18 protein-coding genes and 2 rRNA genes (1 of these 20 cut by a window edge) are annotated in these 20374 nt (G+C 61.4%); 13 read left to right on the forward strand and 7 right to left on the reverse strand.

The features are described from left to right. The 10 genes from AFERRID_RS08110 to AFERRID_RS08155 all read left to right on the forward strand — a co-directional run. Nucleotides 1-1668 (forward strand): 23S ribosomal RNA (locus AFERRID_RS08110); it begins 1222 nt to the left of the window's first position. An 81-nt stretch (nucleotides 1669-1749) separates the two neighbouring features. Further along, a 5S ribosomal RNA gene (gene rrf, locus AFERRID_RS08115) occupies nucleotides 1750-1865 on the forward strand. 117 nt (nucleotides 1866-1982) lie between these two features. Then, entirely contained in the window at nucleotides 1983-2444 is a 462-nt protein-coding gene (locus AFERRID_RS08120; protein ID WP_126604836.1) for a ribosome maturation factor RimP, read from the forward strand. Between the two features lie 31 nt (nucleotides 2445-2475). After that, nucleotides 2476-3957, forward strand: a complete 1482-nt coding sequence (gene nusA / locus AFERRID_RS08125; protein ID WP_113526949.1) for a transcription termination factor NusA — start codon at nucleotides 2476-2478, stop codon at nucleotides 3955-3957. Between the two features lie 58 nt (nucleotides 3958-4015). Further along, a complete protein-coding gene (gene infB / locus AFERRID_RS08130; RefSeq protein ID WP_126604837.1) occupies nucleotides 4016-6646 on the forward strand; it encodes a translation initiation factor IF-2 in 2631 nt (876 codons plus the stop codon). Between the two features lie 6 nt (nucleotides 6647-6652). Beyond that, nucleotides 6653-7039, forward strand: a complete 387-nt coding sequence (locus tag AFERRID_RS08135) for a ribosome-binding factor A (RefSeq protein WP_113526947.1) — start codon at nucleotides 6653-6655, stop codon at nucleotides 7037-7039. Then, nucleotides 7036-7917, forward strand: a complete 882-nt coding sequence (gene truB / locus AFERRID_RS08140; protein ID WP_126604839.1) for a tRNA pseudouridine(55) synthase TruB — start codon at nucleotides 7036-7038, stop codon at nucleotides 7915-7917. Before AFERRID_RS08135 ends, truB begins: the two co-directional genes overlap by 4 nt. A 38-nt stretch (nucleotides 7918-7955) precedes the next feature. Beyond that, on the forward strand, nucleotides 7956-8225 hold the full coding sequence (rpsO, locus tag AFERRID_RS08145; protein WP_113526945.1) for a 30S ribosomal protein S15: 270 nt from the start codon (nucleotides 7956-7958) through the stop codon (nucleotides 8223-8225). Between the two features lie 16 nt (nucleotides 8226-8241). Further along, nucleotides 8242-10314 carry a polyribonucleotide nucleotidyltransferase gene (gene pnp, locus AFERRID_RS08150; RefSeq protein ID WP_126604841.1) on the forward strand — a complete coding sequence of 691 codons (2073 nt, stop codon included), beginning with the start codon at nucleotides 8242-8244 and terminating at the stop codon, nucleotides 10312-10314. A 39-nt stretch (nucleotides 10315-10353) separates the two neighbouring features. Beyond that, nucleotides 10354-11640, forward strand: coding sequence for a M16 family metallopeptidase (locus AFERRID_RS08155; protein ID WP_126604843.1), 1287 nt, complete (start codon nucleotides 10354-10356; stop codon nucleotides 11638-11640). Nucleotides 11641-11642: 2 nt separating this feature from the next. Here AFERRID_RS08155 and gloB read toward each other — a convergent pair whose 3' ends face one another. Then, nucleotides 11643-12395 carry a hydroxyacylglutathione hydrolase gene (gene gloB, locus AFERRID_RS08160; RefSeq protein ID WP_126604845.1) on the reverse strand — a complete coding sequence of 251 codons (753 nt, stop codon included), beginning with the start codon at nucleotides 12393-12395 and terminating at the stop codon, nucleotides 11643-11645. A gap of 108 nt (nucleotides 12396-12503) precedes the next feature. Between gloB and AFERRID_RS08165 the strand changes: the two genes are divergently transcribed. From AFERRID_RS08165 to dnaQ, 3 genes are read left to right on the forward strand one after another with little or no spacing between them, the layout of a single operon-like run. After that, nucleotides 12504-13301: a class I SAM-dependent methyltransferase gene (locus AFERRID_RS08165; RefSeq protein WP_126604847.1), complete on the forward strand. Its 798-nt coding sequence runs from the start codon at nucleotides 12504-12506 to the stop codon at nucleotides 13299-13301. After that, nucleotides 13283-13759 (forward strand): ribonuclease HI, encoded by a 477-nt coding sequence (rnhA, locus tag AFERRID_RS08170; protein WP_126604849.1) that lies wholly within the window; start codon nucleotides 13283-13285, stop codon nucleotides 13757-13759. Before AFERRID_RS08165 ends, rnhA begins: the two co-directional genes overlap by 19 nt. Then, nucleotides 13750-14496 (forward strand): DNA polymerase III subunit epsilon, encoded by a 747-nt coding sequence (gene dnaQ, locus AFERRID_RS08175; protein WP_126604851.1) that lies wholly within the window; start codon nucleotides 13750-13752, stop codon nucleotides 14494-14496. Before rnhA ends, dnaQ begins: the two co-directional genes overlap by 10 nt. 4 nt (nucleotides 14497-14500) lie before the next feature. Here dnaQ and AFERRID_RS08180 read toward each other — a convergent pair whose 3' ends face one another. The 6 genes from AFERRID_RS08180 to AFERRID_RS08210 form a co-directional block, all read right to left on the reverse strand. Beyond that, complete coding sequence (locus AFERRID_RS08180; RefSeq protein ID WP_225981914.1) at nucleotides 14501-14923, reverse strand: roadblock/LC7 domain-containing protein; 423 nt, start codon at nucleotides 14921-14923, stop codon at nucleotides 14501-14503. Between the two features lie 76 nt (nucleotides 14924-14999). Beyond that, nucleotides 15000-15737, reverse strand: a complete 738-nt coding sequence (gloA, locus tag AFERRID_RS16355) for a lactoylglutathione lyase (RefSeq protein WP_269149194.1) — start codon at nucleotides 15735-15737, stop codon at nucleotides 15000-15002. A gap of 5 nt (nucleotides 15738-15742) precedes the next feature. Next, nucleotides 15743-16942 carry an argininosuccinate synthase gene (locus tag AFERRID_RS08195; protein WP_113526936.1) on the reverse strand — a complete coding sequence of 400 codons (1200 nt, stop codon included), beginning with the start codon at nucleotides 16940-16942 and terminating at the stop codon, nucleotides 15743-15745. Between the two features lie 3 nt (nucleotides 16943-16945). Then, nucleotides 16946-17881 carry an ornithine carbamoyltransferase gene (gene argF / locus AFERRID_RS08200; RefSeq protein ID WP_126604853.1) on the reverse strand — a complete coding sequence of 312 codons (936 nt, stop codon included), beginning with the start codon at nucleotides 17879-17881 and terminating at the stop codon, nucleotides 16946-16948. Continuing rightward, nucleotides 17878-19044, reverse strand: coding sequence for an aspartate aminotransferase family protein (locus tag AFERRID_RS08205; protein WP_126604854.1), 1167 nt, complete (start codon nucleotides 19042-19044; stop codon nucleotides 17878-17880). The genes argF and AFERRID_RS08205 overlap by 4 nt, the downstream gene beginning before the upstream one ends. Further along, a complete protein-coding gene (locus AFERRID_RS08210; protein WP_126604856.1) occupies nucleotides 19044-20270 on the reverse strand; it encodes an aspartate kinase in 1227 nt (408 codons plus the stop codon). Before AFERRID_RS08210 ends, AFERRID_RS08205 begins: the two co-directional genes overlap by 1 nt. Between the last annotated feature and the right edge of the window lie 104 nt (nucleotides 20271-20374).

The following is a 20374-nucleotide window of genomic DNA, read 5'->3' on the forward strand; positions in this document are numbered from 1 at the left end:
AAGCATGCTGGAGGTATCCGAAGTGCGAATGCTGACATGAGTAGCGATAAAGGGTGTGAAAACCACCCTCGCCGTAAGCCCAAGGGTTCCTGCGTCAAGTCAATCTGCGCAGGGTGAGTCGGCCCCTAAGGCGAGGCCGAGAGGCGTAGCTGATGGGAAATCGGTTAATATTCCGATACTGTTACAAGATGCGATGGAGTGACGGAGAAAGGTAGCTCAGCCGGGTGTTGGATGTCCTGGTTTAAGCGTGTAGGGAGTCTTCTTTGGCAAATCCGGGAAGGCAATCTCAAGGCGTGATGACGATCCTCTACGGAGGAGAAGTGAGTGAACCTACGCTTCCAGGAAAAGCTTCTAAGCTCTAGTCTTGTGATGACCGTACCCCAAACCGACACAGGTGGGCAGGAAGAATATTCCAAGGCGCTTGAGAGACCTCGGGTGAAGGAACTCGGCAAATTGACACCGTAACTTCGGAAGAAGGTGTGCCCTGATAGGTTGTACTCCCTTGCGGAGGAAGGCCGAAGGGGTCGCAGAGAATCGGTGGCTGCAACTGTTTAACAAAAACACAGGGCTCTGCAAAGACGAAAGTCGACGTATAGGGTCTGACGCCTGCCCGGTGCCGGAAGGTTAAGTGAGGGGGTGCAAGCTCTTGATCGAAGCCCCGGTAAACGGCGGCCGTAACTATAACGGTCCTAAGGTAGCGAAATTCCTTGTCGGGTAAGTTCCGACCTGCACGAATGGCGTAATGATGGCCACACTGTCTCCACCCGAGACTCAGCGAAGTTGAAGTCGCTGTGAAGATACAGCGTTCCCGTGGCAAGACGGAAAGACCCCGTGCACCTTTACTACAACTTAGCATGGGACCTTGAGATGATTTGTGTAGGATAGGTGGGAGGCTGTGAAACCGGGACGCTAGTTCTGGTGGAGCCGTCCTTGAAATACCACCCTGGTGATCTTGGGGTTCTAACCTCGGTCCGTGATCCGGATCAGGGACAGTGTTTGGTGGGTAGTTTGACTGGGGCGGTCTCCTCCCAAAGAGTAACGGAGGAGCACGAAGGTACCCTCAGCGCGGTCGGAAATCGCGCAGTGAGTGCAAAGGCACAAGGGTGCTTGACTGCGAGACAGACAAGTCGAGCAGGTGCGAAAGCAGGTCTTAGTGATCCGGTGGTTCTGTATGGAAGGGCCATCGCTCAACGGATAAAAGGTACGCCGGGGATAACAGGCTGATTCCCCCCAAGAGTTCACATCGACGGGGGAGTTTGGCACCTCGATGTCGGCTCATCGCATCCTGGGGCTGTAGCCGGTCCCAAGGGTATGGCTGTTCGCCATTTAAAGCGGTACGCGAGCTGGGTTCAGAACGTCGTGAGACAGTTCGGTCCCTATCTGCCATGGGCGTTGGAGATTTGAAGGAAGCTGCTCCTAGTACGAGAGGACCGGAGTGGACGTACCTCTGGTGTTCCGGTTGTTCTGCCAAGGGCATTGCCGGGTAGCTATGTACGGTCGGGATAACCGCTGAAAGCATCTAAGCGGGAAGCCCATCCTAAGATGAGATCTCCCGGGGCTTAAAGCCCCCTGAAGGGCCGTGGAAGACTACCACGTTGATAGGCTCTCTGTGGAAGCGCAGTAATGCGTGTAGCTAAGGAGTACTAATCGCCCGTGCGGCTTGACCATATATCACCCAAGCATCCAACTGAAAACCTTCCCTTCTGATACACCCTGAGACCAAATCTCAGGCAGACCAGTTTAACCTTGTCTGGCGGCCATAGCGCAGTGGAACCACCCCTTCCCATCCCGAACAGGACCGTGAAACGCTGCAGCGCCTATGATAGTTGGGGGTCTCCCTCCGCGAAAGTCGGTCACCGCCAGACACCTATTCCCATAACCCCGCCTCCGCATCATCGAGGCGGGGTTGTTTTTTGACGCGATCCTGCGTATGATGCGCCAAAAAGTGGGCCAAGTGCCCACTTTTTGTTTCTGTGCAGGGAATGGTGAACGTGGAAGATCGACTGTATGAAGGAATTGCGCAACAAGCCGGGATTGCGGGATGCGCCCTGGTAGACGCACGCATGGTGCGCACGGGGCGCGCAGTGGCGTTACAGGTCTTCATAGAAAAGAATGAAACCACTGCGGTTACCATTGAGGATTGTGCGGCGGTGAGTCGCCAGCTCAGCCTGTGGCTCGATGTGGAAAATCCGATCCATGGCGCCTACCGCCTCGAAGTTTCCAGCCCCGGCCTGGATAGGCCGCTAAAAAATTTACACGACTTTGAACGATTTAAGGGGTCTCAGGCCGAGATTCATCTGCACGGGTTGACGCAAGGGCGGCGCCGCTTGCAGGGTGAGCTGCTGGGCGTTGAAGATCAGAAAATTGTATTAAAAAATACCGAAGGGCGCTGGACCTTCGCCCTGGATGATATCCACAAGGCAAGGCTGGTTCCGCAATGGTGAGTCGACGGAACATGCAGAGAGGAGCAGGTCAATGAGTCGTGAACTTCTTTATCTGGCGGATGCCGTCGCCCATGAGAAGGATGTGGACCGGGAAGTCATTTTCCTGGCGCTGGAGGCATCTCTGGTTTCCGCATCCAAAAAGAAATACGGACAGGACTGGCATATCGCGGTGGATGTGGATCGTAAGACCGGAGATTATGTAACCCGCCGGCTATGGGAAGTAGTTGCGGATGATGTCGCGGATTATGACGCGGATCAGCAGATCCGTCTGAGCGATGCCCGGAAAACCCGTCCCGATGTGGAGCTAGGCGGCTACCTCGAAGAAGTGTTGCCACCCGTCGAATTTGGGCGGATCGCGGCACAAACGGCCAAACAGGTGATTGTGCAGAAAGTGCGGGATGCCGAGCGCGACCGGATCGTATCGGACTTTGCGATACGCAAGGGAGATATCGTCAGCGGTCTGGTCAAACGCATGGAAAAAGGCAACGCCATCGTCGACATGGGGCGCGCCGAGGCCATTCTGCCAAAAGAGGAGATGATGCCGCGTGAGGCCATTCGCCCCGGTGATCGGGTGAAGGCACATCTTCAGGATGTACGCCGTGTGCAGCGGGGGCCGCAGCTATTTTTGTCGCGGACCAGTCCTGAGTTGCTGATCAAGCTGTTCGCCCAGGAAGTGCCGGAAATCGGGAACGGGATGATCGAAATCATGGGTGCGGCGCGTGATCCGGGACTACGGGCGAAACTGGCCGTGCGTTCCAATGACCCGCGTGTGGACCCCGTGGGGGCTTGTGTGGGTCTGCGCGGCAACCGGGTACAGACGGTTATCAATGAGTTGAAAGGCGAGCGGATTGACATTGTGATCTGGGCAGCCGATCCGGCCAGCTATGTGATCAACGCCCTTTCACCCGCGGAAGTGTCCAGCATCGTGGTCGACGAGAACACGCACAGTATGGATGTGGTGGTCGGACCGGAGCACTTGTCCCAGGCCATCGGGCGGGCCGGGCAGAATGTACGGCTGGCGACGCAGTTGACGGGCTGGACCATCAACATTCTGACCGAGGAAGAGGCTCAGGCCAAGCGGGAAGAGGAAGAGTCGACCTTTCTCAACCACTTCATCCGGGATCTGGGCGTGGATGAGGACTTGGCCGCCCTGTTGGTCAGCGAGGGTTTTACCTCCATTGAGGAGGTGGCCTATGTTCCGGTTGCCGAAATGATGGAAATCGAGGGTCTGGACGAAAACCTCGTCGGCGAATTGCGGCGCCGTGCGCGTGACGTCCTGCTCAATAAGGCCATTGCCCAGGAAGAGCAGGTGGCGCTCAGTGAACCCGCGGAAGACTTGTTGTCCCTGAAGGGTATGGATAAGGGTTTAGCGCACTTACTGGCCAGTAAAGGTGTTGTCACTTCCGAGGACCTGGCGGAACTGGCTGCGAGCGAGCTATGCGAGATGGTCGGTGTGGATGAAGAGCGGGCCAAAGCTCTCATTCTGGAGGCGCGTGCGCCCTGGTTTGCTTGATACAGACCCTGGCCCGGCGATGTATGTCGCGGGGTAGCGGTTTCGGAGAATGAGGATTATGACGGTAACTGTCGCCAATTTTGCTGCTGAATTGGGTGTAACGAATGCTCGGTTGTTGGAGCAGTTGAACGCTGCGGGCATTTCCAAGAATGCGGCCGAGGATGTGGTCACTGAGGACGACAAACATCGTCTTCTGGCTTCGTTGCGCAGTGCGCACGGAGAGGGTGGCGGTGAACCGCGCCGTATTACGCTCAACCGCACCAGTACCACCGAAATCAAACAGTCCGTAGGCGCAGGCAAGTCGCGCACGGTACAAGTGGAAGTGCGCCGCAAACGGACTTACGTCAAACGGGAAGCGATAGCCGAAGAGGCCACCGAGTCTGCTATACCGGAACAGTTGCCGGTCGATGCTCAGGTGGCCGCTGCTTTGCAGGAATTCGCGCCGGCCGTGGAAGCGGTCGCTGCAGGCGGCCCCGCGACGGTTTCTGGGGAGTCGGAGCCTGCGGAGGAGGTTGTCGATCAGCCGCAGCAGGTGCCGTACGATGCGACGGCCGCGAGCGAAGAGGTGGCGGCGGTACAAGAGGCGCCACGTTCCGAAGTGAAGCTTGCGGCAACTCCCTCACGCATTCCCGAGCGACCTGCCCTGGATCGTGGCAGGACATCGGCGGTCGGCACGGATCGTGCGCGTCCCACAGCACCGCCGGCTAGCAGAGCGCCCGCGGCAGCGCCGCCGCCAAAAGGCAAAAAAGCGGGGCCGACGGGGCGCGGCGACGACGACGCCCGCCGTGGCGGTGCTGCCCGGCGGGGCGGGCGGCGTAGTGAAGACGGTGGCAATGCCGATGCCCTGGCTCTGGCACGGCGCCGTAAGTCCGCAGACAAACGAAACCGCGGCAGGGGTGGTCCTGCGGTCAGCGAGTGGGCGGTGGCACCGGTCATCCGCGAAGTGGCGCTCCCGGAAACGATCACCGTGGGTGAACTGGCCAGCCGGATGGCGATCAAGGCTACCGATGTGATCAAAACGATGATGAAGATGGGCGTGATGGCCACCATCAATCAGGTGATCGATCAGGAAACCGCCGCAATCGTCGTGGAAGAGTTGGGACACAAGGTGAAGCTGGTGGGAATCACCAGCCCCGAGGCTTTTTTGACGGAAGAAGGGGCGGCAGAGACGCCGGTCATGGGCCGTCGGCCCCCCGTGGTGACCGTCATGGGACATGTGGATCATGGTAAAACGTCGCTGTTGGACCGAATTCGCTCTACCCAGGTAGCGAGTGGTGAGGCCGGGGGTATTACCCAGCACATCGGTGCCTACCACGTGGAGACGCCCAAGGGCATGGTGACCTTCCTCGATACGCCTGGCCATGAGGCGTTTACGGCGATGCGGGCCCGCGGCGCGCAGGCGACGGATATCGTCGTGCTGGTGGTGGCGGCCGATGACGGGGTGATGCCCCAGACGATCGAGGCGATTCACCACGCCAAGGCGGCCAAGGTGCCCATTGTGGTGGCCGTCAACAAGATCGATAAACCCTCCGTGGATCCGGAACGCATACGCCAGGAACTCGCCGGCCATGAAGTGGTGCCCGAGGAGTGGGGCGGTGACGCGCAATTTGTGAATGTTTCGGCAAAGACCGGGTTGCATATCGATGATCTGCTGGACGCCATTTTGTTGCAGGCGGAGATGCTGGATCTGGATGTGCAGATCAACGGTCCGGCGAAGGGCGTGGTCATCGAGTCCCGGCTGGATCGTGGACGTGGTGTCGTGGCATCGGTGCTGGTCCGTCAGGGCACCCTGCATACGGGTGATATGCTTCTGGCCGGCGCGCAATTTGGACGTGTCCGGGCGCTGGTGGATGATGCCGGGCGACCTACACAATTGGTGGCTCCGGGCATGCCGGCAGAGGTGCTCGGGCTGGGAGATGTTCCCCAGGCCGGTGATGAGGTGGTCGTGGTGGCGGATGAACGCAAGGCTCGCGAAGTGGCGCTCTTTCGCCAGGGCAAGTTCCGTGATGTACGTCTGGCGAAGAGTCAGAAAGCGACGCTGGAGAGCCTGTTCGAGGCGGCAGCGGATGGACAGTTGCAGCAGTTGAATCTGCTGATCAAGGCGGACGTACAGGGTTCCGCCGAGGCTTTGACCACTACCTTGGAACGCCTTTCCACCGCAGAGGTCAAGGTCAATGTCATCCACTCCGGGGTCGGTGGAATCACGGAGTCCGATGTGAATCTTGCCGCGGCGTCACAGGCGGTTATCATCGGCTTCAACGTGCGTGCGGAAGCTCCGGCGCGGCGCCTGATCGAACATAGCGGGGTGGATGTTCGTTACCACAGTATCATTTACGACGCGGTGGACGAGGTGAAGGCCGCCATGAGTGGTATGCTCGCGCCGGAAATCCGTGAGCGTATCCTGGGTCATGCGCAGGTGCGTGAGACATTCCGGGTGCCCAAGGTGGGCATGGTCGCGGGTTGTATGGTTACCGACGGCCTCCTGCGGCGCAGCGCGAAGGTTCGGGTGATCCGTCAGGATGTGGTCATCTATTCCGGAGAAATGGACTCACTGCGGCGTTTCAAGGAAGACGTCAAGGAAGTGCGTGAAGGCTTTGAGTGTGGTGTGGGTATCCGCAACTTCAATGACCTGAAGAATGGTGACATCATCGAGGTGTTTGAAACCACTGAAGTGGCGCGAACGGTCTAGGAGGCAATGTTGCACGGTTCTCATCGCCCCTACCCGCGCGGCGCCAGGGTGGCTCATTTGCTCCGGGAAGAGATAGCGGCGGTGTTGCCGCGTCTGCACGGCATGTCTTCCGGGTTGTCTCCGCTACCCCCCAGCATCACGATGGTGGATTTGCCGACGGACATGCGCTCGGCAACCGTATATTTTTCGTTGATGGATGGCCCCGATCGGGCCGATACGGTGCGCAAAACTCTGCAGGACCATGCCGGCGAGATCCGGCAGATGCTGGGAAGGCGGTTGGCGTTGAGGCGCATCCCACCACTGCAATTTGTCTACGACGCGCGTTTTGACCGTGGTGCGGAAATGGCGGAACTCCTGGCCCATCTTCCGCCCGCGCCGGAGGACCTGCCATGAGTTGTCAACATGGTCTGCTGCTCCTCGACAAGGCGGCGGGTCTGACATCCAACGCCGCTCTGCAACGGGCCAAGCGTCTGCTCGGCCTAAAAAAGGGCGGGCATACGGGAAGTCTCGACCCCATCGCCACCGGACTGCTGGTCCTGCTCTTTGGCGAGGCCACCAAGGTCTCGGATTATATTCTCAATGCGGACAAGTCCTATCGGGCGACCCTGCGGCTGGGCCAGACCACGACCACCGGCGACAGCGAAGGCAGTGTGCTGGAAGAACGGCCTGTTGCGGTCAGCGAAGCGCAGGTGCGCGCGGTGCTGCCGCAGTTTCTCGGAGAGATTGCGCAGATTCCGCCCATGTATTCGGCGATCAAGCAGGGGGGCAGGCCGCTTTACGAATTGGCGCGCAAGGGGCTGGAGGTGGAGCGGGCGCCACGCCAGGTACGCATCGACGCCCTCGACCTGGTTTCCCTGGACGGTGACCGTTTGGTGCTGGACGTGCGCTGTTCCAAGGGTACCTACATCCGCAGTCTGGCGGAGGACATCGGTGCGGCTCTGGAGTGCGGTGCGCATGTGGAAGAATTGCGGCGCACGTCCACCGGTCCTTTCGATGTCGCGCAGGCGCTGACCCTGGAAGGGCTCGCCGACGTGCTCGGACGGGGCGAGTGCCCCCTCAAGGCCATGGATCTGGCTCTGGAATATTTACCGGCGGTGACCCTGACGGAGAACACCGCCTATTATCTGCGTCAGGGGCAGGGGGTCGTGGTCGCCCATGCGCCTCCTCTCGGGCGCATTCGTCTCTACGGGCCGGGGGAGCAGTTTCTCGGTCTGGGAGAGGTGATGGACGATGGAAAGGTGGCGCCTCGCCGCCTCATGAGCGTAAACTAGGGGTTTATATTTTTCAGAATTTCCAAGGAGTAGGAATTATGGCGTTGTCTCATGATGTCAAAGCAGAAGTTGTCCAGGGTTATGCCACCCATGTGGGGGATACGGGTTCTCCGGAAGTGCAGGTTGCCCTGCTGACCACCCGAATCGAAGGGCTGACAGATCATTTCAAGGTAAACAAGCATGATCACCATTCCCGTCAGGGGCTTCTGCGGATGGTCGGCCAGCGCCGCAAGTTGCTGGACTACCTGAAGAAGCGGGATGTGAATCGCTATCGCACGCTGATCGAACGTCTGGGTCTGCGCAAGTAAGGAGAGAGTTTTGACCATGATTCGGAAAGAAGTAGATTTTGGCGGCCGCCGCCTGCAACTGGAGACGGGCCGCATGGCGCGTCAGGCGGACGGTGCGGTGCTGGTTTCCAGCGGAGACACGGTCGTTCTGGTGACGGCAGTGGGCCGCCGGGAGATGAAGCCGGGCCAGGATTTCTTTCCGCTGACGGTCAACTATCAGGAGAAGGCCTACGCCGCGGGCAAAATTCCCGGTGGTTTCTTCAAGCGGGAAGGGCGCCCCACGGAAAAGGAGACGCTGACGTCGCGTCTGATCGATCGCCCTATCCGGCCGCTCTTCCCCAAGGGCTTCATGAACGAAGTGCAGGTGATCGCTACGGTGGTGTCGGTGGATCGAGATAACGATCCCGATATTCTGGCACTGGTGGGTGCCTCGGCGGCTCTGGCAGTTTCCGGTATTCCGTTCAGTGGCCCGATCGGCGCGGCCCGGGTGGCTTACATCGACGGGCAATATGTGCTCAACCCCAGTTACGCACAACTGACTACTTCGCAACTGGATCTCGTGGTGGCGGGAACCCGGCAGGCCGTACTCATGGTCGAGTCCGAGGCGCAGCAGTTGTCCGAAGAGGTCATGCTGGAAGCGGTGATGTTCGGTCACGCGCAGTTCCAGCCCGTCATCGACACCATTGAAGCGCTGGCGCGCGAGGCCGGCAAACCGCGCTGGGAGTGGGTGGCGCCGGTGGCCGATGAAGCACTGGGTGTGCAGGTGCGCGAGAAAGCCACACCGCTTCTGCAGGAGGCCTATGCGCTGACGGAGAAGCAGGCGCGCAGCAAGCGGCTGGAAGAGGTGCAGCAGGCCATGGCGATCGAGTTTGGCGGTGACGATGCCGGACGCGGAGACATGGTTCGCGGATTTTTGAAAAAAATTGAAACCGGCATCGTGCGTGGACGTATTCTGGATGGCGCGCCCCGCATCGATGGCCGGGACAGCAAGACCGTGCGGCCCATCACCATCGAGGCGGGTGTGTTGCCGCGGACCCATGGTTCGGCGCTCTTCACCCGGGGGGAAACCCAGGCTCTGGTGGTGGCGACGTTGGGTACCAAGGGCGACGAGCAGATCATCGATGCCCTGCAAGGCGAAAGCCGTGACCGCTTTTTGCTGCATTACAACTTCCCGCCCTTCTCCACCGGTGAAACGGGTATGGTGGGTTCGCCCAAGCGCCGGGAGATCGGGCACGGGCGTCTGGCGAAGCGGGCGATAGCCGCGGTCCTGCCGACCGAAGGCGAATTCCCGTACAGCCTGCGGGTTGTTTCTGAAGTGCTGGAATCCAACGGCTCTTCCAGTATGGCGACTGTCTGTGGCGCCTCCCTGGCACTGATGGACGCGGGCGTACCCCTCAAGGCGCCGGTGGCGGGCGTGGCCATGGGCCTCATCAAGGAAGGAGAGCGTTTTGCCGTCCTCACCGACATCCTGGGCGATGAAGATCATCTGGGTGATATGGATTTCAAGGTGGCGGGCACGGTACAAGGGGTGACCGCCCTGCAGATGGATATCAAGATCGACGGGATTACCCGGGAAATCATGGCGCAGGCGCTCAAGCAGGCGCTGGCGGGGCGGCTGCATATCCTCGGACTGATGAATGGCGTGCTGTCCAGGGGGCGTGGCGAGTTGTCCGACTACGCACCGCGCATCATTACCATCCAGATCAATCCGGATCGCATCCGCGACGTCATCGGACCGGGCGGTAAAGTCATACGCGCCCTGACCGAAGAAACCGGCGCGACCATCGATATTCAGGACAACGGCACGGTAACCATCGCCTCGGTGGATGGTGAAGCCGGCGCCGCCGCGAAGCGACGTATCGAGTTGCTGACGGCGGATGTGCAGGTCGATGTCATTTACGACGGAAAGGTGGCCAAGATCATGGATTTTGGCGCCTTTGTGACGATTCTGCCGGGACGCGACGGTCTGCTGCACATTTCCCAGATCAGCAACGAACGGGTCAGCGATGTCCACGACCATCTCAAGGAAGGGCAAGCGGTGCATGTCAAAGTTCTGGAAGTGGATCGCCAGGGCAAGATCAAGCTGAGCATGAAGGGTATCCCGCAATAATCCGTCTACCGACATCCTTATCGACGTCGTTGAGCGCCAATGGCGACACAGGTGGACCGGTACGGTCCACTTTTGTTGTTGTCTCCTGACATGACGCGCGCCGTCGAACCTCTATGCACGACGCTGGATAACGGTGTGACCGTGATCAGCGAGCGACTGCCCGGGCGTCGGAGTGTGGCTTTGTCCCTGACCGTCGGCAACGGCAGCCGGGATCAGGCCCCGGACGAAAACGGCTTTGCCCATCTGCTGGAGCATATGCTCTTCAAAGGCAGCACGGAGCGCGATGGCGATGCGCTCAATGCGGCCATGGAGTCGCTGGGCGGTACCATCAATGCGTTTACAGATCGGGAAAGCACGGTGTTTCACGGGACGGTACTGGCGGAGGATGCCGCTGACGCCTTCACGCTGCTGACCGAGCTGTTGACGAAGCCGCGCTTCGACCACGCCGATCTGCGCCTGGAAAAGCGCGTGGTTGCTCAGGAAGCGGCCATGGCGGCAGAGGATGTGGAGGATTGGGCTCAGGAGCGCGCCCTCGCGGAAATCTGGGGAACCCATCCCCTGGCCTGGCCGGTGCTGGGGAATGCACGATGCATCCGGTCCGCCAGTCGCAAGCGCCTGCAAGCCTATCACCAGCGGATCCTCGCCGAATCGCCGCTGATCATTACCGCCGTCGGAGAAGTGGAGCATGGGGCGCTCTGCACCTGGGCGCAGGCCGCCTTCCGGGGGCGCGTGGGGCGGGCTCGTAGCGCAGCGCCCGCCCCACGGTTTCATGGCGGACAGAAACGGCTGCGCCGCGCCCAGGCGCAGCAGGCGCACCTGATCTGGATGGCGCCTGGGTGCAGCGTCGCCGCGGAGGACTATCTGGCCCATGTGGTGGCCAACGCCATACTGGGCGGTGGTACGGCCTCCTATCTGTTCCGCGAGTTGCGTGAGAAGCGCGGGCTGGCCTACCAGGTATTCTCCCATCTTGATCCCCTCCGTGACTGCGGCGAATGGACGCTCTATGCGGCCGCGCCGGGCGCGCAGCACGTTCAGGCGGCAGCGGCGATGGCAGAGGTCCTGGCGATGTTGCTGGAGCATGGACCGACCGTAGCGGATATGATCTGGGCCAAGCGCAGCCTACGGATTCAGCTCCTCCTCGGGCAGGAGGATGCGGAAATTCGCATGAGCCGCCTGACGCGGCAATGGCTCTACCTAGGGCGTCTGGTCCCGGCGGAAGAGTCTCTCCGGACCCTTGCGGCGGTGGACGCCGACGCCGTCCTGCGGGTTTTGCGCAAGGCCTGGACCGAGCGTTTCGAGGGGTTGTGCCTGCCGGCGCGGCGCTGATCTCAGGAAAAGTGGTCTTTCCAGCGGCGCAGGGCGCTGAAGACGCGGACAGGGTCGTCCCCCGTAGCAGGATCGAAGACGTTGGCGCTGCGGATCAGAGCGGGCTCGCGGCACCGCAGAAAAGGGTTGCTGGCGCGTTCCAGGGCCATGCCGGAGGGTAAGGTGGGTTCGTTGCGCGCGCGCTGTGCGATGGCTTCCTGCTGGCGCTGCACTATGACCGGATTGTCCGGGTCGGCCTGGGCCGCGAAGTGCAGATTCGTGAGGGTGTATTCATGGGCGCAGTAGACGGCGGTGTGATCAGGTAGCGCCGCGAGGCGTTGCAGACTATGAAACATCTGCGCTGCGGTACCCTCGAAGAGGCGCCCGCAGCCTGCGGCGAAGAGGGTGTCTCCGCAGAAAAGGACATTTTTCCACCAATACGCGATATGATCGCGGGTATGGCCGGGCACCTCCAGCACCGTGAGCATCTCCGCATCCAGCGTCAGGCGACCCTCGGCCACGGCATGGGTCAGCCCCGGAATGCGCCGGTTGGCGCCGTATACGGGAATACCGAAATGCTGCGCCAGCGCTTCCACGCCTCCGGTGTGATCCGCATGATGGTGGGTACAGAGAATGGCGCTCGGGCGGAGCGTATGTTCAGCGCACCAGTCAAGGACGGGTTCCGCGCAACCGGGGTCGATAATCCACGCCCCTTCGGGCGTTTCGGCGACGTAGATGTAGTTATCCGTAAAGGCGGGAATAAAATGAACAGGCATTTTTGCATCTCCCTTCGGGCAAGGTACCATAGGCCCATTATGGCATTGAAGCGGGGTGGTGGACGTTAGTGTTTTCCTTTTTCGCCGCCGCAAGGCTCTTGCGCTGATATGCAACATCCAGGATGCCAAAGTCGACCACGGCAACAACGCGCCGCCGTCTGGTGGAATGGCCGCAGCGGCCGCCTTCTGCTCGACCGTGCCCGGGATATGCTGCCGCACTGGATAGAACGCCTGCAGCCGGAGACCATTCTGCAGCTCGGACAACCCGTTTTCTGGGGACTGCCGCCCGAACGCGAGCATACTTGGGTATTGCTCAATGACGGCTTTGCCCTGCCTTCCGACGAGTATCTGCAGGCCTACGGTGTCTGTGAAGCGATGCCTTTCGCGGCCATGCGTTTCGACCTGGTGATCGTCCCCTTTTGTCTGACCCGCATGGCCAATCCGCAGGCGGTGCTGGAGGAGTGCTGGCGGGTCCTGCGTCCCGAAGGCCATGTGCTGATCATGGACTTCAATCCGGGGGGGAGCCTGAGCGTGGTACGCCGTTGGCATCTCTGGCGCAGGGACCGCGCCTGGCCATGGCTGCGTCCCTTCCTGCCGCCGGGGCGACTGCGTAGTCTGCTCAAGGGGCAGGGTTTCGTGCTTCGCGAGGGACGTTATTTTCAATACACCGTTCCGGGTCTGAGGCGCAACGCGCAGTGGATGGAGCTGGTGGGCGACCGCTGGTGGCCGGCAGGGGCCAACGCTTATCTGATACTGGCCCAGCGGCGGGATCCCGAGCGGCCGCTGGTGGGTGCGGTCCGGCCATTCAACGTGCGTTCCGGGCGGCAGAAGGTCCGGTCCGAAGCCCCTGTTGCCTATGCTGGTCCCGACCCTGAGAACACCGCCCCATGCCCGAAAAAGTCATAGACCTCTTTACCGATGGCGGGTGCCGCGGTAACCCCGGGATCGGCGCCTGGGGCGTGTGGCTGCGGCTGGCCGGGCAGGAGCGGGTCTTATGGGGCTTCGCCCCGGAAACGACGAACAACCGGATGGAGCTGACGGCGGCTTTGCGCGGTCTGGAGGCGCTCAAGCGACCCAGCGCCGTGCGGGTAACCAGTGATTCCCGTTATCTGCGGGATGGCATGACCCAGTGGCTGGCTGGCTGGCAGCGGCGGGGCTGGCGGACGGCGGGCGGGGAGGCGGTCAAAAATCGCGATATCTGGGAGTTGTTGGCGGTGGTGGCTGCCCGCCACCAGGTCCAGTGGGAGTGGGTGAGAGGCCACTCCGGGCATATCGAGAATGAACGGGTGGATGCATTGCTGAATCGGGTCATGGACCAGTATGCAGCGGGCGGGCAGGCGCGGGAGGGCGAAGGATGGCTGTGAGGCAAGTGGTGCTGGATACGGAAACCACGGGCATCGACTGGAAGCAGGGGCACCGGGTGATCGAAATCGGTGCCGTGGAGCTGATCGACCGGCGGGTGACGGGGGCGTATTACCAGCAATACCTCAATCCGCAGCGCAGCAGCGATCCCGAGGCGTTGCGGATACACGGACTGACCGACGAATTTTTGCAGGATCAGCCGGGCTTCGCGGAGGTGGCAGATGCCTTTCTGGAGTTTCTCGGTGACGCGGAGCTGATCATTCACAACGCGCCCTTCGACCTGGGATTCCTGAATCACGAACTGCAACTGGCGGGGAAGGCGCCTTTGCGACAGGCCGTCATGGATACGCTGGCGGATGCGCGCCGCCGTCATCCCGGCCAGAAAAATGATCTGGACAGTCTGTGCCGGCGTTACAGTGTGGAAAACCGCCATCGTGAACTGCATGGGGCCTTGCTGGACACCCGGATACTCGCCGAGGTCTACCTGGCGATGACTGGCGGGCAGGTGGATATGATGGGGATGCTGGGTGCCGCAGGTGGCCCCGCCGCAACGGAGATGCAGTCCGCGGGGGATGACCGTCGGAGTGAGGGCATTCCGGCGGCAGTGTCACGGCCACGGGGCCCCCTGCGGGTAATCCGTGCCAGTGCGGAGGAGTGCATGCTCCATCAGCAATATTTGCAGAATATGGGTGGTAACGCGTTATGGGAGCCGGAAAGCCAGGATATTCCACCGGCTTGACCGGCTAGATCGAGCCTTGCGGAATCCCAACAGGCCCTTCCATAGACCATCCGAAGCCTGGTGTCAGCAGGTCGCTGATGGCGCCTGCCGCGGGAATGCTCCTGAGCAACGCTAGGCTCCATTCCGGTCCATCGCCATAGCCGATAACGATCAGCGCCGCATATTCCCCCGCCTGGATCATGAGGGCGTAGCCATTGCGCCCTTTCATCACCAGTTGTTCTAGGTTGCCGAGTTTGAACTCGCGCATTGCACGGTCGGCCAGGGAGGATATGGACGCCATCACCGCACCTGCCCGGTCTTCACTCACCTCTCCGGATATGGCGGAGGCGAGCATCAGGCCCTCGGTGGAGATGATCGCGGAGGCGTCTATGTCGGCTGAACCATCATTCAGTTCAGCGAGAATGGATTGCATCTTTTTGGTGCGCAAAATTCCTCCTGGCGATCTCTAGCACTACCCGAGAACATGGCAAATTTACGGGAGCTTGTATCCTGCTTGCCAGCTGTCAGGCCGGATGTTCGGCAAAGTCTGCTTTGCGCTCGATCAACTCGATGCGGTAGCCGTCGGGGTCTTCCACGAAGGCGATAACGGTGTTGCCGTGCTTCATGGGTCCCGCCTCGCGCACCACCTTTCCGCCCCGCTGGCGGATGCCGTCGCAGGCCGCCACGGCATCCTCAACTTCTATGGCGATATGTCCGAAGCCGTCGCCGAGGTCGTACCGTTCCACGCCCCAGTTATAGGTCAGCTCAATTACCGCCCCGGCATTCTCGTTCTGATAACCGACGAAGGCCAGGGTAAATTTGCCTTCGGGATAATCGTTACGGCGCAGGAGTTGCATGCCGAGTACCTCCGTGTAGAAGGCAATGGCGCGGTCCAGATCGGCGACGCGCAGCATGGTGTGCAATATGCGCATGAGAAGAATCTCCTTAACTTGAAAGCAGGTAATCCAGAGGCTCCACCACTTCCAGGCGGTAGCTCTGGCTGGCAGGAATGACCATGCTGTCGCCAGCATGCAACTCCTGAACGTCATTGCCCCCTCGGCATGGTAGTAGGCCATCCCGCTGAGTACCCGGATGGTCTCCGCCACTTCGCTGCTCAAAGTATAGACGCCCGGGTGCAGAAGGGTGAGGCTGTGCATGCTGCCATCGGCGAGAATGACGCTGCGCTCGCTACGTCGCCCGTCCAGAGAGATGCGGCTGGTTTTGCCCAGTGCGTTGACTGGCAGATGCTGGTCGGGTGCCATCCGACTTAACCCTGCAAACGTTTTTCGATGCGCAGACGCAGCGCATTGAGCTTGATGAAGCCCCCTGCGTCCTTCTGATTGTAGGCGCCGGCATCATCTTCAAAGGTGGCGATACGTGGGTCAAAGAGGCTCTCCTGCGACTTCCGTCCCACCACCATACAATTCCCCTTGTAGAGTTTGAGGCGCACCACGCCGTTGACCAGTCGCTGGCTCTGATCGATGAGCGTCTGCAGGGCGCGGCGCTCCGGGCTCCACCAGAAGCCGTTGTAGATGATGCTGGCGTAGCGCGGCATGAGTTCATCCTTGATGTGGGCGACCTCCCGGTCCAGGGTGATGGATTCGATGGCGCGATGGGCCTTGAGCAGAATGGTGCCGCCGGGAGTCTCGTAGCAGCCCCGGGATTTCATGCCGACGTAACGGTTTTCGACGATGTCCAGGCGGCCGATGCCATGCTCGCCGCCGACGGTGTTGAGGTGCGCCAGCAACTGCGCGGGATTGAGCGGCTCCCCGTCGACGGCGATGGGGTCGCCGTGGGCGTAGGTGATCTCCAGATAACGGGGCTGGTCCGACGCTTGTTCCGGCGCCGTGGTCCAGCGCCACATGCTGTCTTCGGGCTCCGCCCAGGGATCTTCGAGAACGCCGCCTTCATAAGAAATATGCAGCAGGTTGGCATCCATGGAGTAGGGGGATTTCTTGCCGTGACGTTCCACCGGAATGCCGCGCTGTTCGGCATAGGCGAGGAGCTTTTCGCGGGAGTTCAGATCCCATTCCCGCCAAGGGGCGATGACCTGAATGTCGGGATTGAGGGCGTAGGCGCCCAGTTCAAAACGTACCTGATCATTGCCCTTGCCGGTGGCCCCATGGGCGACGGCATCGGCGCCCACGTCGGCGGCGATTTCCACCATGCGCTTGGCGATGAGGGGCCGGGCGATGGAGGTGCCCAGCAGGTACTCGCCCTCGTAGAGGGTGTTGGCGCGGAACATGGGGAACACGTAATCCTGGACGAATTCCTGGCGCAGATCATCGATGAAGATTTCCCTGGCGCCGAGCTTCTCGGCCTTGGCGCGCGCCGGTTCCAGCTCTTCACCCTGACCGATGTCGGCGGTGAAGGTGACCACGTCGCACTGGTACTGGTCCTGCAGCCACTTGAGGATGACCGAGGTATCCAGACCACCGGAATAGGCGAGAACGACTTTCTTGACCATGCGTCAATCTCCTTGCAGTGCGGCCACGGGGCCGATGCCGAATAAAAATTCCATCAGGGCTTTCTGGGCGTGCAGGCGGTTTTCCGCCTCTTCCCAGACGACGGATCGGGGTCCGTCGATGACTTCGGCGCTGACCTCCTCGCCACGGTGGGCGGGGAGGCAGTGCATGAACAAGGCATCCGGCGCGGCGGCGGCCATGAGTGTGGCGTTGACCTGGAAGGGGGCGAGAATCGCCTTGCGCGCGGCGGCCTCCTCTTCCTGACCCATGCTGGTCCAGACGTCGGTGACAATCAGGTTTGCCCCGCGCACAGCGGCCACCGCATCATGCAGGACCGTGACCTGAGCGCCGCCGCTCTGCAACATTCCGGCGCTGGGCACATACCCCGCCGGGCTGCCGATGCGCAGCCGAAAGTCGAAAATCTGCGCGGCTTCCATCCAGGAGTGGGCCATATTATTGCTGCCGTCGCCGATATAGGCCACGGTCCTGCCGCGCAGATCACCCCAGTGTTCCGTTGCCGTCATCAGATCGGCGAGAAGCTGACAGGGGTGATGGTCGTCGGAGAGACCGTTGATCACCGGCACCCGCGAAGCGGCAGCGAAGCGGAGGAGGTTGTCGTGGCCGAAGGTGCGGATCATCACCATATCGACCATGCGGGAAATGACCCTGGCCGTGTCCTCGACGCTCTCGCCGCGCCCCAGTTGGGTATCCCGCGGCGAGAGGAAAAGGGCGTGGCCGCCCAATTGGGCCATGCCCGTCTCGAAGGATACCCGGGTGCGGGTGGAGGATTTCTCGAAGATCATCGCCAGGGTCCGGCCCGCGCAAGGGGCGTAACGTTCGCCGTCCCGCTGGATTTGTTTCAGGACGATGGCACGTTGCAGGAGCGCCCGCAGTTCGCTGGGGCTGAGGTCGGAGAGGCGCAGAAAGTGACGGACGTTCATGATGCGGATTCCAGAAGGCTGGACAGGCCAGCGACGAGAAGATCGATTTCTGCCTCCTGCAGAATCAGCGGGGGCAGCAGACGAATGACTTTTTCAGCCGTGACGTTGATGAGCAGGCCAGCCTCCAGGGCGCGTTCCACCAGACGTTCGGGTTTATGGGCCAGTTCGATGCCCACCATCAGGCCCATGCCGCGTATCTCCAGCACCTCGGGGTGCCCGCCAAGGCGCTTCTGCAGGCGCTGCCGGAGCAGGGCGCCCATCCGCCCGGCGTGGGCGGGGATGGCCTCTTGCTGCATGGTGTCGAGCACCGCCTGGGCAGCGGCGCAGACCAGCGGCCCGCCGCCGAAGGTGGTGCCGTGTTTGCCCGGCCCGAAGAGCGCGGCGGTCGGCTGGCGGGCCAGCATGGCGCCGATCGGTACCCCGTTGCCCAGCCCCTTGGCCAGGCTAAGCACGTCGGGGCGCAAGCCGGGAATCTGCTGGTAGGCGAAGAAGGCCCCGGTACGGCCTATGCCCGTCTGCACCTCATCCAGCATCAGGAGCAGGCCGTGCGCGTCGCAGACCTCCCTCAGCCCGGTCAGGAAGCCTTCCGGTGCCGGACGCACCCCGCCTTCGCCCTGAAGAGGCTCGGCGAGAATGGCGCATATGCCGGGGTTGGCCTGAACCAGGGCGCGGACGGTAGGGAGATCACCATAGGGGGCGCGCACGAACCCCGGCAGCAGGGGGCTGAAGCCTTCCTGGATGCGGAAATTGCCGGTGGCCGTGAGGGTCGCCAGGGTACGGCCATGAAAGGCGTTGCTGAACACCAGAATCTGCGGTTCGGCGATGCCCTTGCCATGACCATGGAGACGAGCGATTTTGATCGCCGCTTCATTGGCCTCTGCGCCGCTGTTGCAGAAAAATGCCGCATCCATGCCGCTGACGGCGCAGAGGGTATCGGACAGCTTTTCCTGCGCCGGAATACGGTAGAGATTGGACGTGTGCAACAGTTGCCCAGCCTGGGTCTGCAGGGCGCGGGTGACGGCCGGGTGGCTGTGCCCCAGGCCGCAGACGGCGATCCCCGCCAGGGCGTCCAGATAACGGCGCCCCTCGGTATCATAAAGCCAGACGCCCTCACCCCTTGCAAAAGCGACCGGTAACCGAGCGTAAGTGGACATGAGTGGCATCAGGCGGGTGCCTCCCCGTCCAGGGCGAAAGCTGCGTGCAACGCCCGCACCGCGAGTTCCAGATATTTTTCTTCGATGACGACGGAAATCTTGATCTCGGAGGTGGAAATCATCTGGATGTTGATGTTTTCCCGCGCCAGGGTTTCAAACATGGTGGCGGCGATGCCGGCGTGGGAGCGCATCCCGACGCCTACCACGGAAACCTTGACGATATGGGTGTCGCCCCGCACGTCCTCGGCGCCAAGACCCCGCGCCACGCTCTGGAGAATATCGCGGGACTTGGCGAAATCATTGCGGTCCACCGTGAAGGTAAAGTCGGTTTTGCCCGCTTCCGAGACATTCTGGAGAATCACGTCCACATTGATATTGGCCGCGGAAATCGGACCCAGAATGGCGGAGGCGATACCCGGATGGTCGGGCACGCCGACCACGGTGATCTTGGCTTCATTGCGGGAGAAGGCGATGCCGGAGACGCGGGGAGCTTCCACAGAATTTTCCTCATTGGTGACCAGGGTGCCGGGACCATCCTGAAAAGACGACAAGACCCGCACGGGAACATGGTACTTCATGGCGAATTCGACGGAGCGGGTTTGCAGGACCTTGGCACCGAGGCTGGCCATTTCCAGCATTTCTTCAAAGGTGATGCGATCCAGACGGCGCGCCCGGGTTTCCACCCGCGGGTCGGTGGTGTAAATGCCATCCACATCGGTGAAGATATCGCATTCATCGGCATGCAGGGCGGCCGCCAGTGCCACGGCGGTGGTGTCGGAACCGCCGCGACCCAGGGTGGTGATATTGCCATGGGGATCGACCCCCTGGAAGCCCGCCACGACCACGATCCTGCCGGCATCCAGCGCCGCGCGGATCTTGTGATCGTCGATGTGCTCGATGCGCGCCCGGTTATGGGCGGAATCGGTCCTGATGGCGACCTGCCCGCCGGTGAACGAAATGGCGGGTTGACCGATACCTTCCAGCGCCATGCTCAGCAGCGCGATGGCCACCTGCTCGCCGGTGCTGAGCAGGGTGTCCAGTTCGCGTTCCGCCGGGGTATCGGCCAGGGCGCGCGCCAGTTGCAGGAGGCGGTCCGTCTCGCCCGACATGGCGGAAACCACCACCACCACTTGGTGGCCGGCGCGATGACTGGCCGTGACCCGTTCCGCGACGGCCCGGATGCGTTCCACACTGCCCACGGAAGTACCGCCGAATTTCTGTACGATCAGTGCCATTTGTGTGATTTTGTGATTTTGTCAAAATGAAGGACTAATTAAATCATAAAGCGCCGGTCATGGGTATGCGTGGCGGCGGGTGCCGCACGAGGAGTGTCGTCATG

This window comes from Acidithiobacillus ferridurans (genome assembly GCF_003966655.1).
Classification (GTDB): Bacteria; Pseudomonadota; Gammaproteobacteria; order Acidithiobacillales; family Acidithiobacillaceae; genus Acidithiobacillus; species Acidithiobacillus ferridurans.

What these genes read in the sequence shown, in the direction of transcription:
- AFERRID_RS08165 (WP_126604847.1), top strand. Translation starts at nt 12,504, where the DNA reads ATGCAACATCCAGGATGCCAAAGTCGACCACGGCAACAACGCGCCGCC.
- rnhA (WP_126604849.1), top strand. Translation starts at nt 13,283, where the DNA reads ATGCCCGAAAAAGTCATAGACCTCTTTACCGATGGCGGGTGCCGCGGT.
- dnaQ (WP_126604851.1), top strand. Translation starts at nt 13,750, where the DNA reads ATGGCTGTGAGGCAAGTGGTGCTGGATACGGAAACCACGGGCATCGAC.
- AFERRID_RS08120 (WP_126604836.1), top strand. Translation starts at nt 1,983, where the DNA reads ATGGTGAACGTGGAAGATCGACTGTATGAAGGAATTGCGCAACAAGCC.
- gloB (WP_126604845.1), bottom strand. Translation starts at nt 12,395, where the DNA reads ATGCCTGTTCATTTTATTCCCGCCTTTACGGATAACTACATCTACGTC.
- gloA (WP_269149194.1), bottom strand. Translation starts at nt 15,737, where the DNA reads ATGGCACCCGACCAGCATCTGCCAGTCAACGCACTGGGCAAAACCAGC.
- infB (WP_126604837.1), top strand. Translation starts at nt 4,016, where the DNA reads ATGACGGTAACTGTCGCCAATTTTGCTGCTGAATTGGGTGTAACGAAT.
- AFERRID_RS08195 (WP_113526936.1), bottom strand. Translation starts at nt 16,942, where the DNA reads ATGGTCAAGAAAGTCGTTCTCGCCTATTCCGGTGGTCTGGATACCTCG.
- nusA (WP_113526949.1), top strand. Translation starts at nt 2,476, where the DNA reads ATGAGTCGTGAACTTCTTTATCTGGCGGATGCCGTCGCCCATGAGAAG.
- pnp (WP_126604841.1), top strand. Translation starts at nt 8,242, where the DNA reads ATGATTCGGAAAGAAGTAGATTTTGGCGGCCGCCGCCTGCAACTGGAG.
- AFERRID_RS08205 (WP_126604854.1), bottom strand. Translation starts at nt 19,044, where the DNA reads ATGCCACTCATGTCCACTTACGCTCGGTTACCGGTCGCTTTTGCAAGG.
- AFERRID_RS08210 (WP_126604856.1), bottom strand. Translation starts at nt 20,270, where the DNA reads ATGGCACTGATCGTACAGAAATTCGGCGGTACTTCCGTGGGCAGTGTG.
- rpsO (WP_113526945.1), top strand. Translation starts at nt 7,956, where the DNA reads ATGGCGTTGTCTCATGATGTCAAAGCAGAAGTTGTCCAGGGTTATGCC.
- AFERRID_RS08155 (WP_126604843.1), top strand. Translation starts at nt 10,354, where the DNA reads ATGGCGACACAGGTGGACCGGTACGGTCCACTTTTGTTGTTGTCTCCT.
- AFERRID_RS08135 (WP_113526947.1), top strand. Translation starts at nt 6,653, where the DNA reads ATGTTGCACGGTTCTCATCGCCCCTACCCGCGCGGCGCCAGGGTGGCT.
- argF (WP_126604853.1), bottom strand. Translation starts at nt 17,881, where the DNA reads ATGAACGTCCGTCACTTTCTGCGCCTCTCCGACCTCAGCCCCAGCGAA.
- truB (WP_126604839.1), top strand. Translation starts at nt 7,036, where the DNA reads ATGAGTTGTCAACATGGTCTGCTGCTCCTCGACAAGGCGGCGGGTCTG.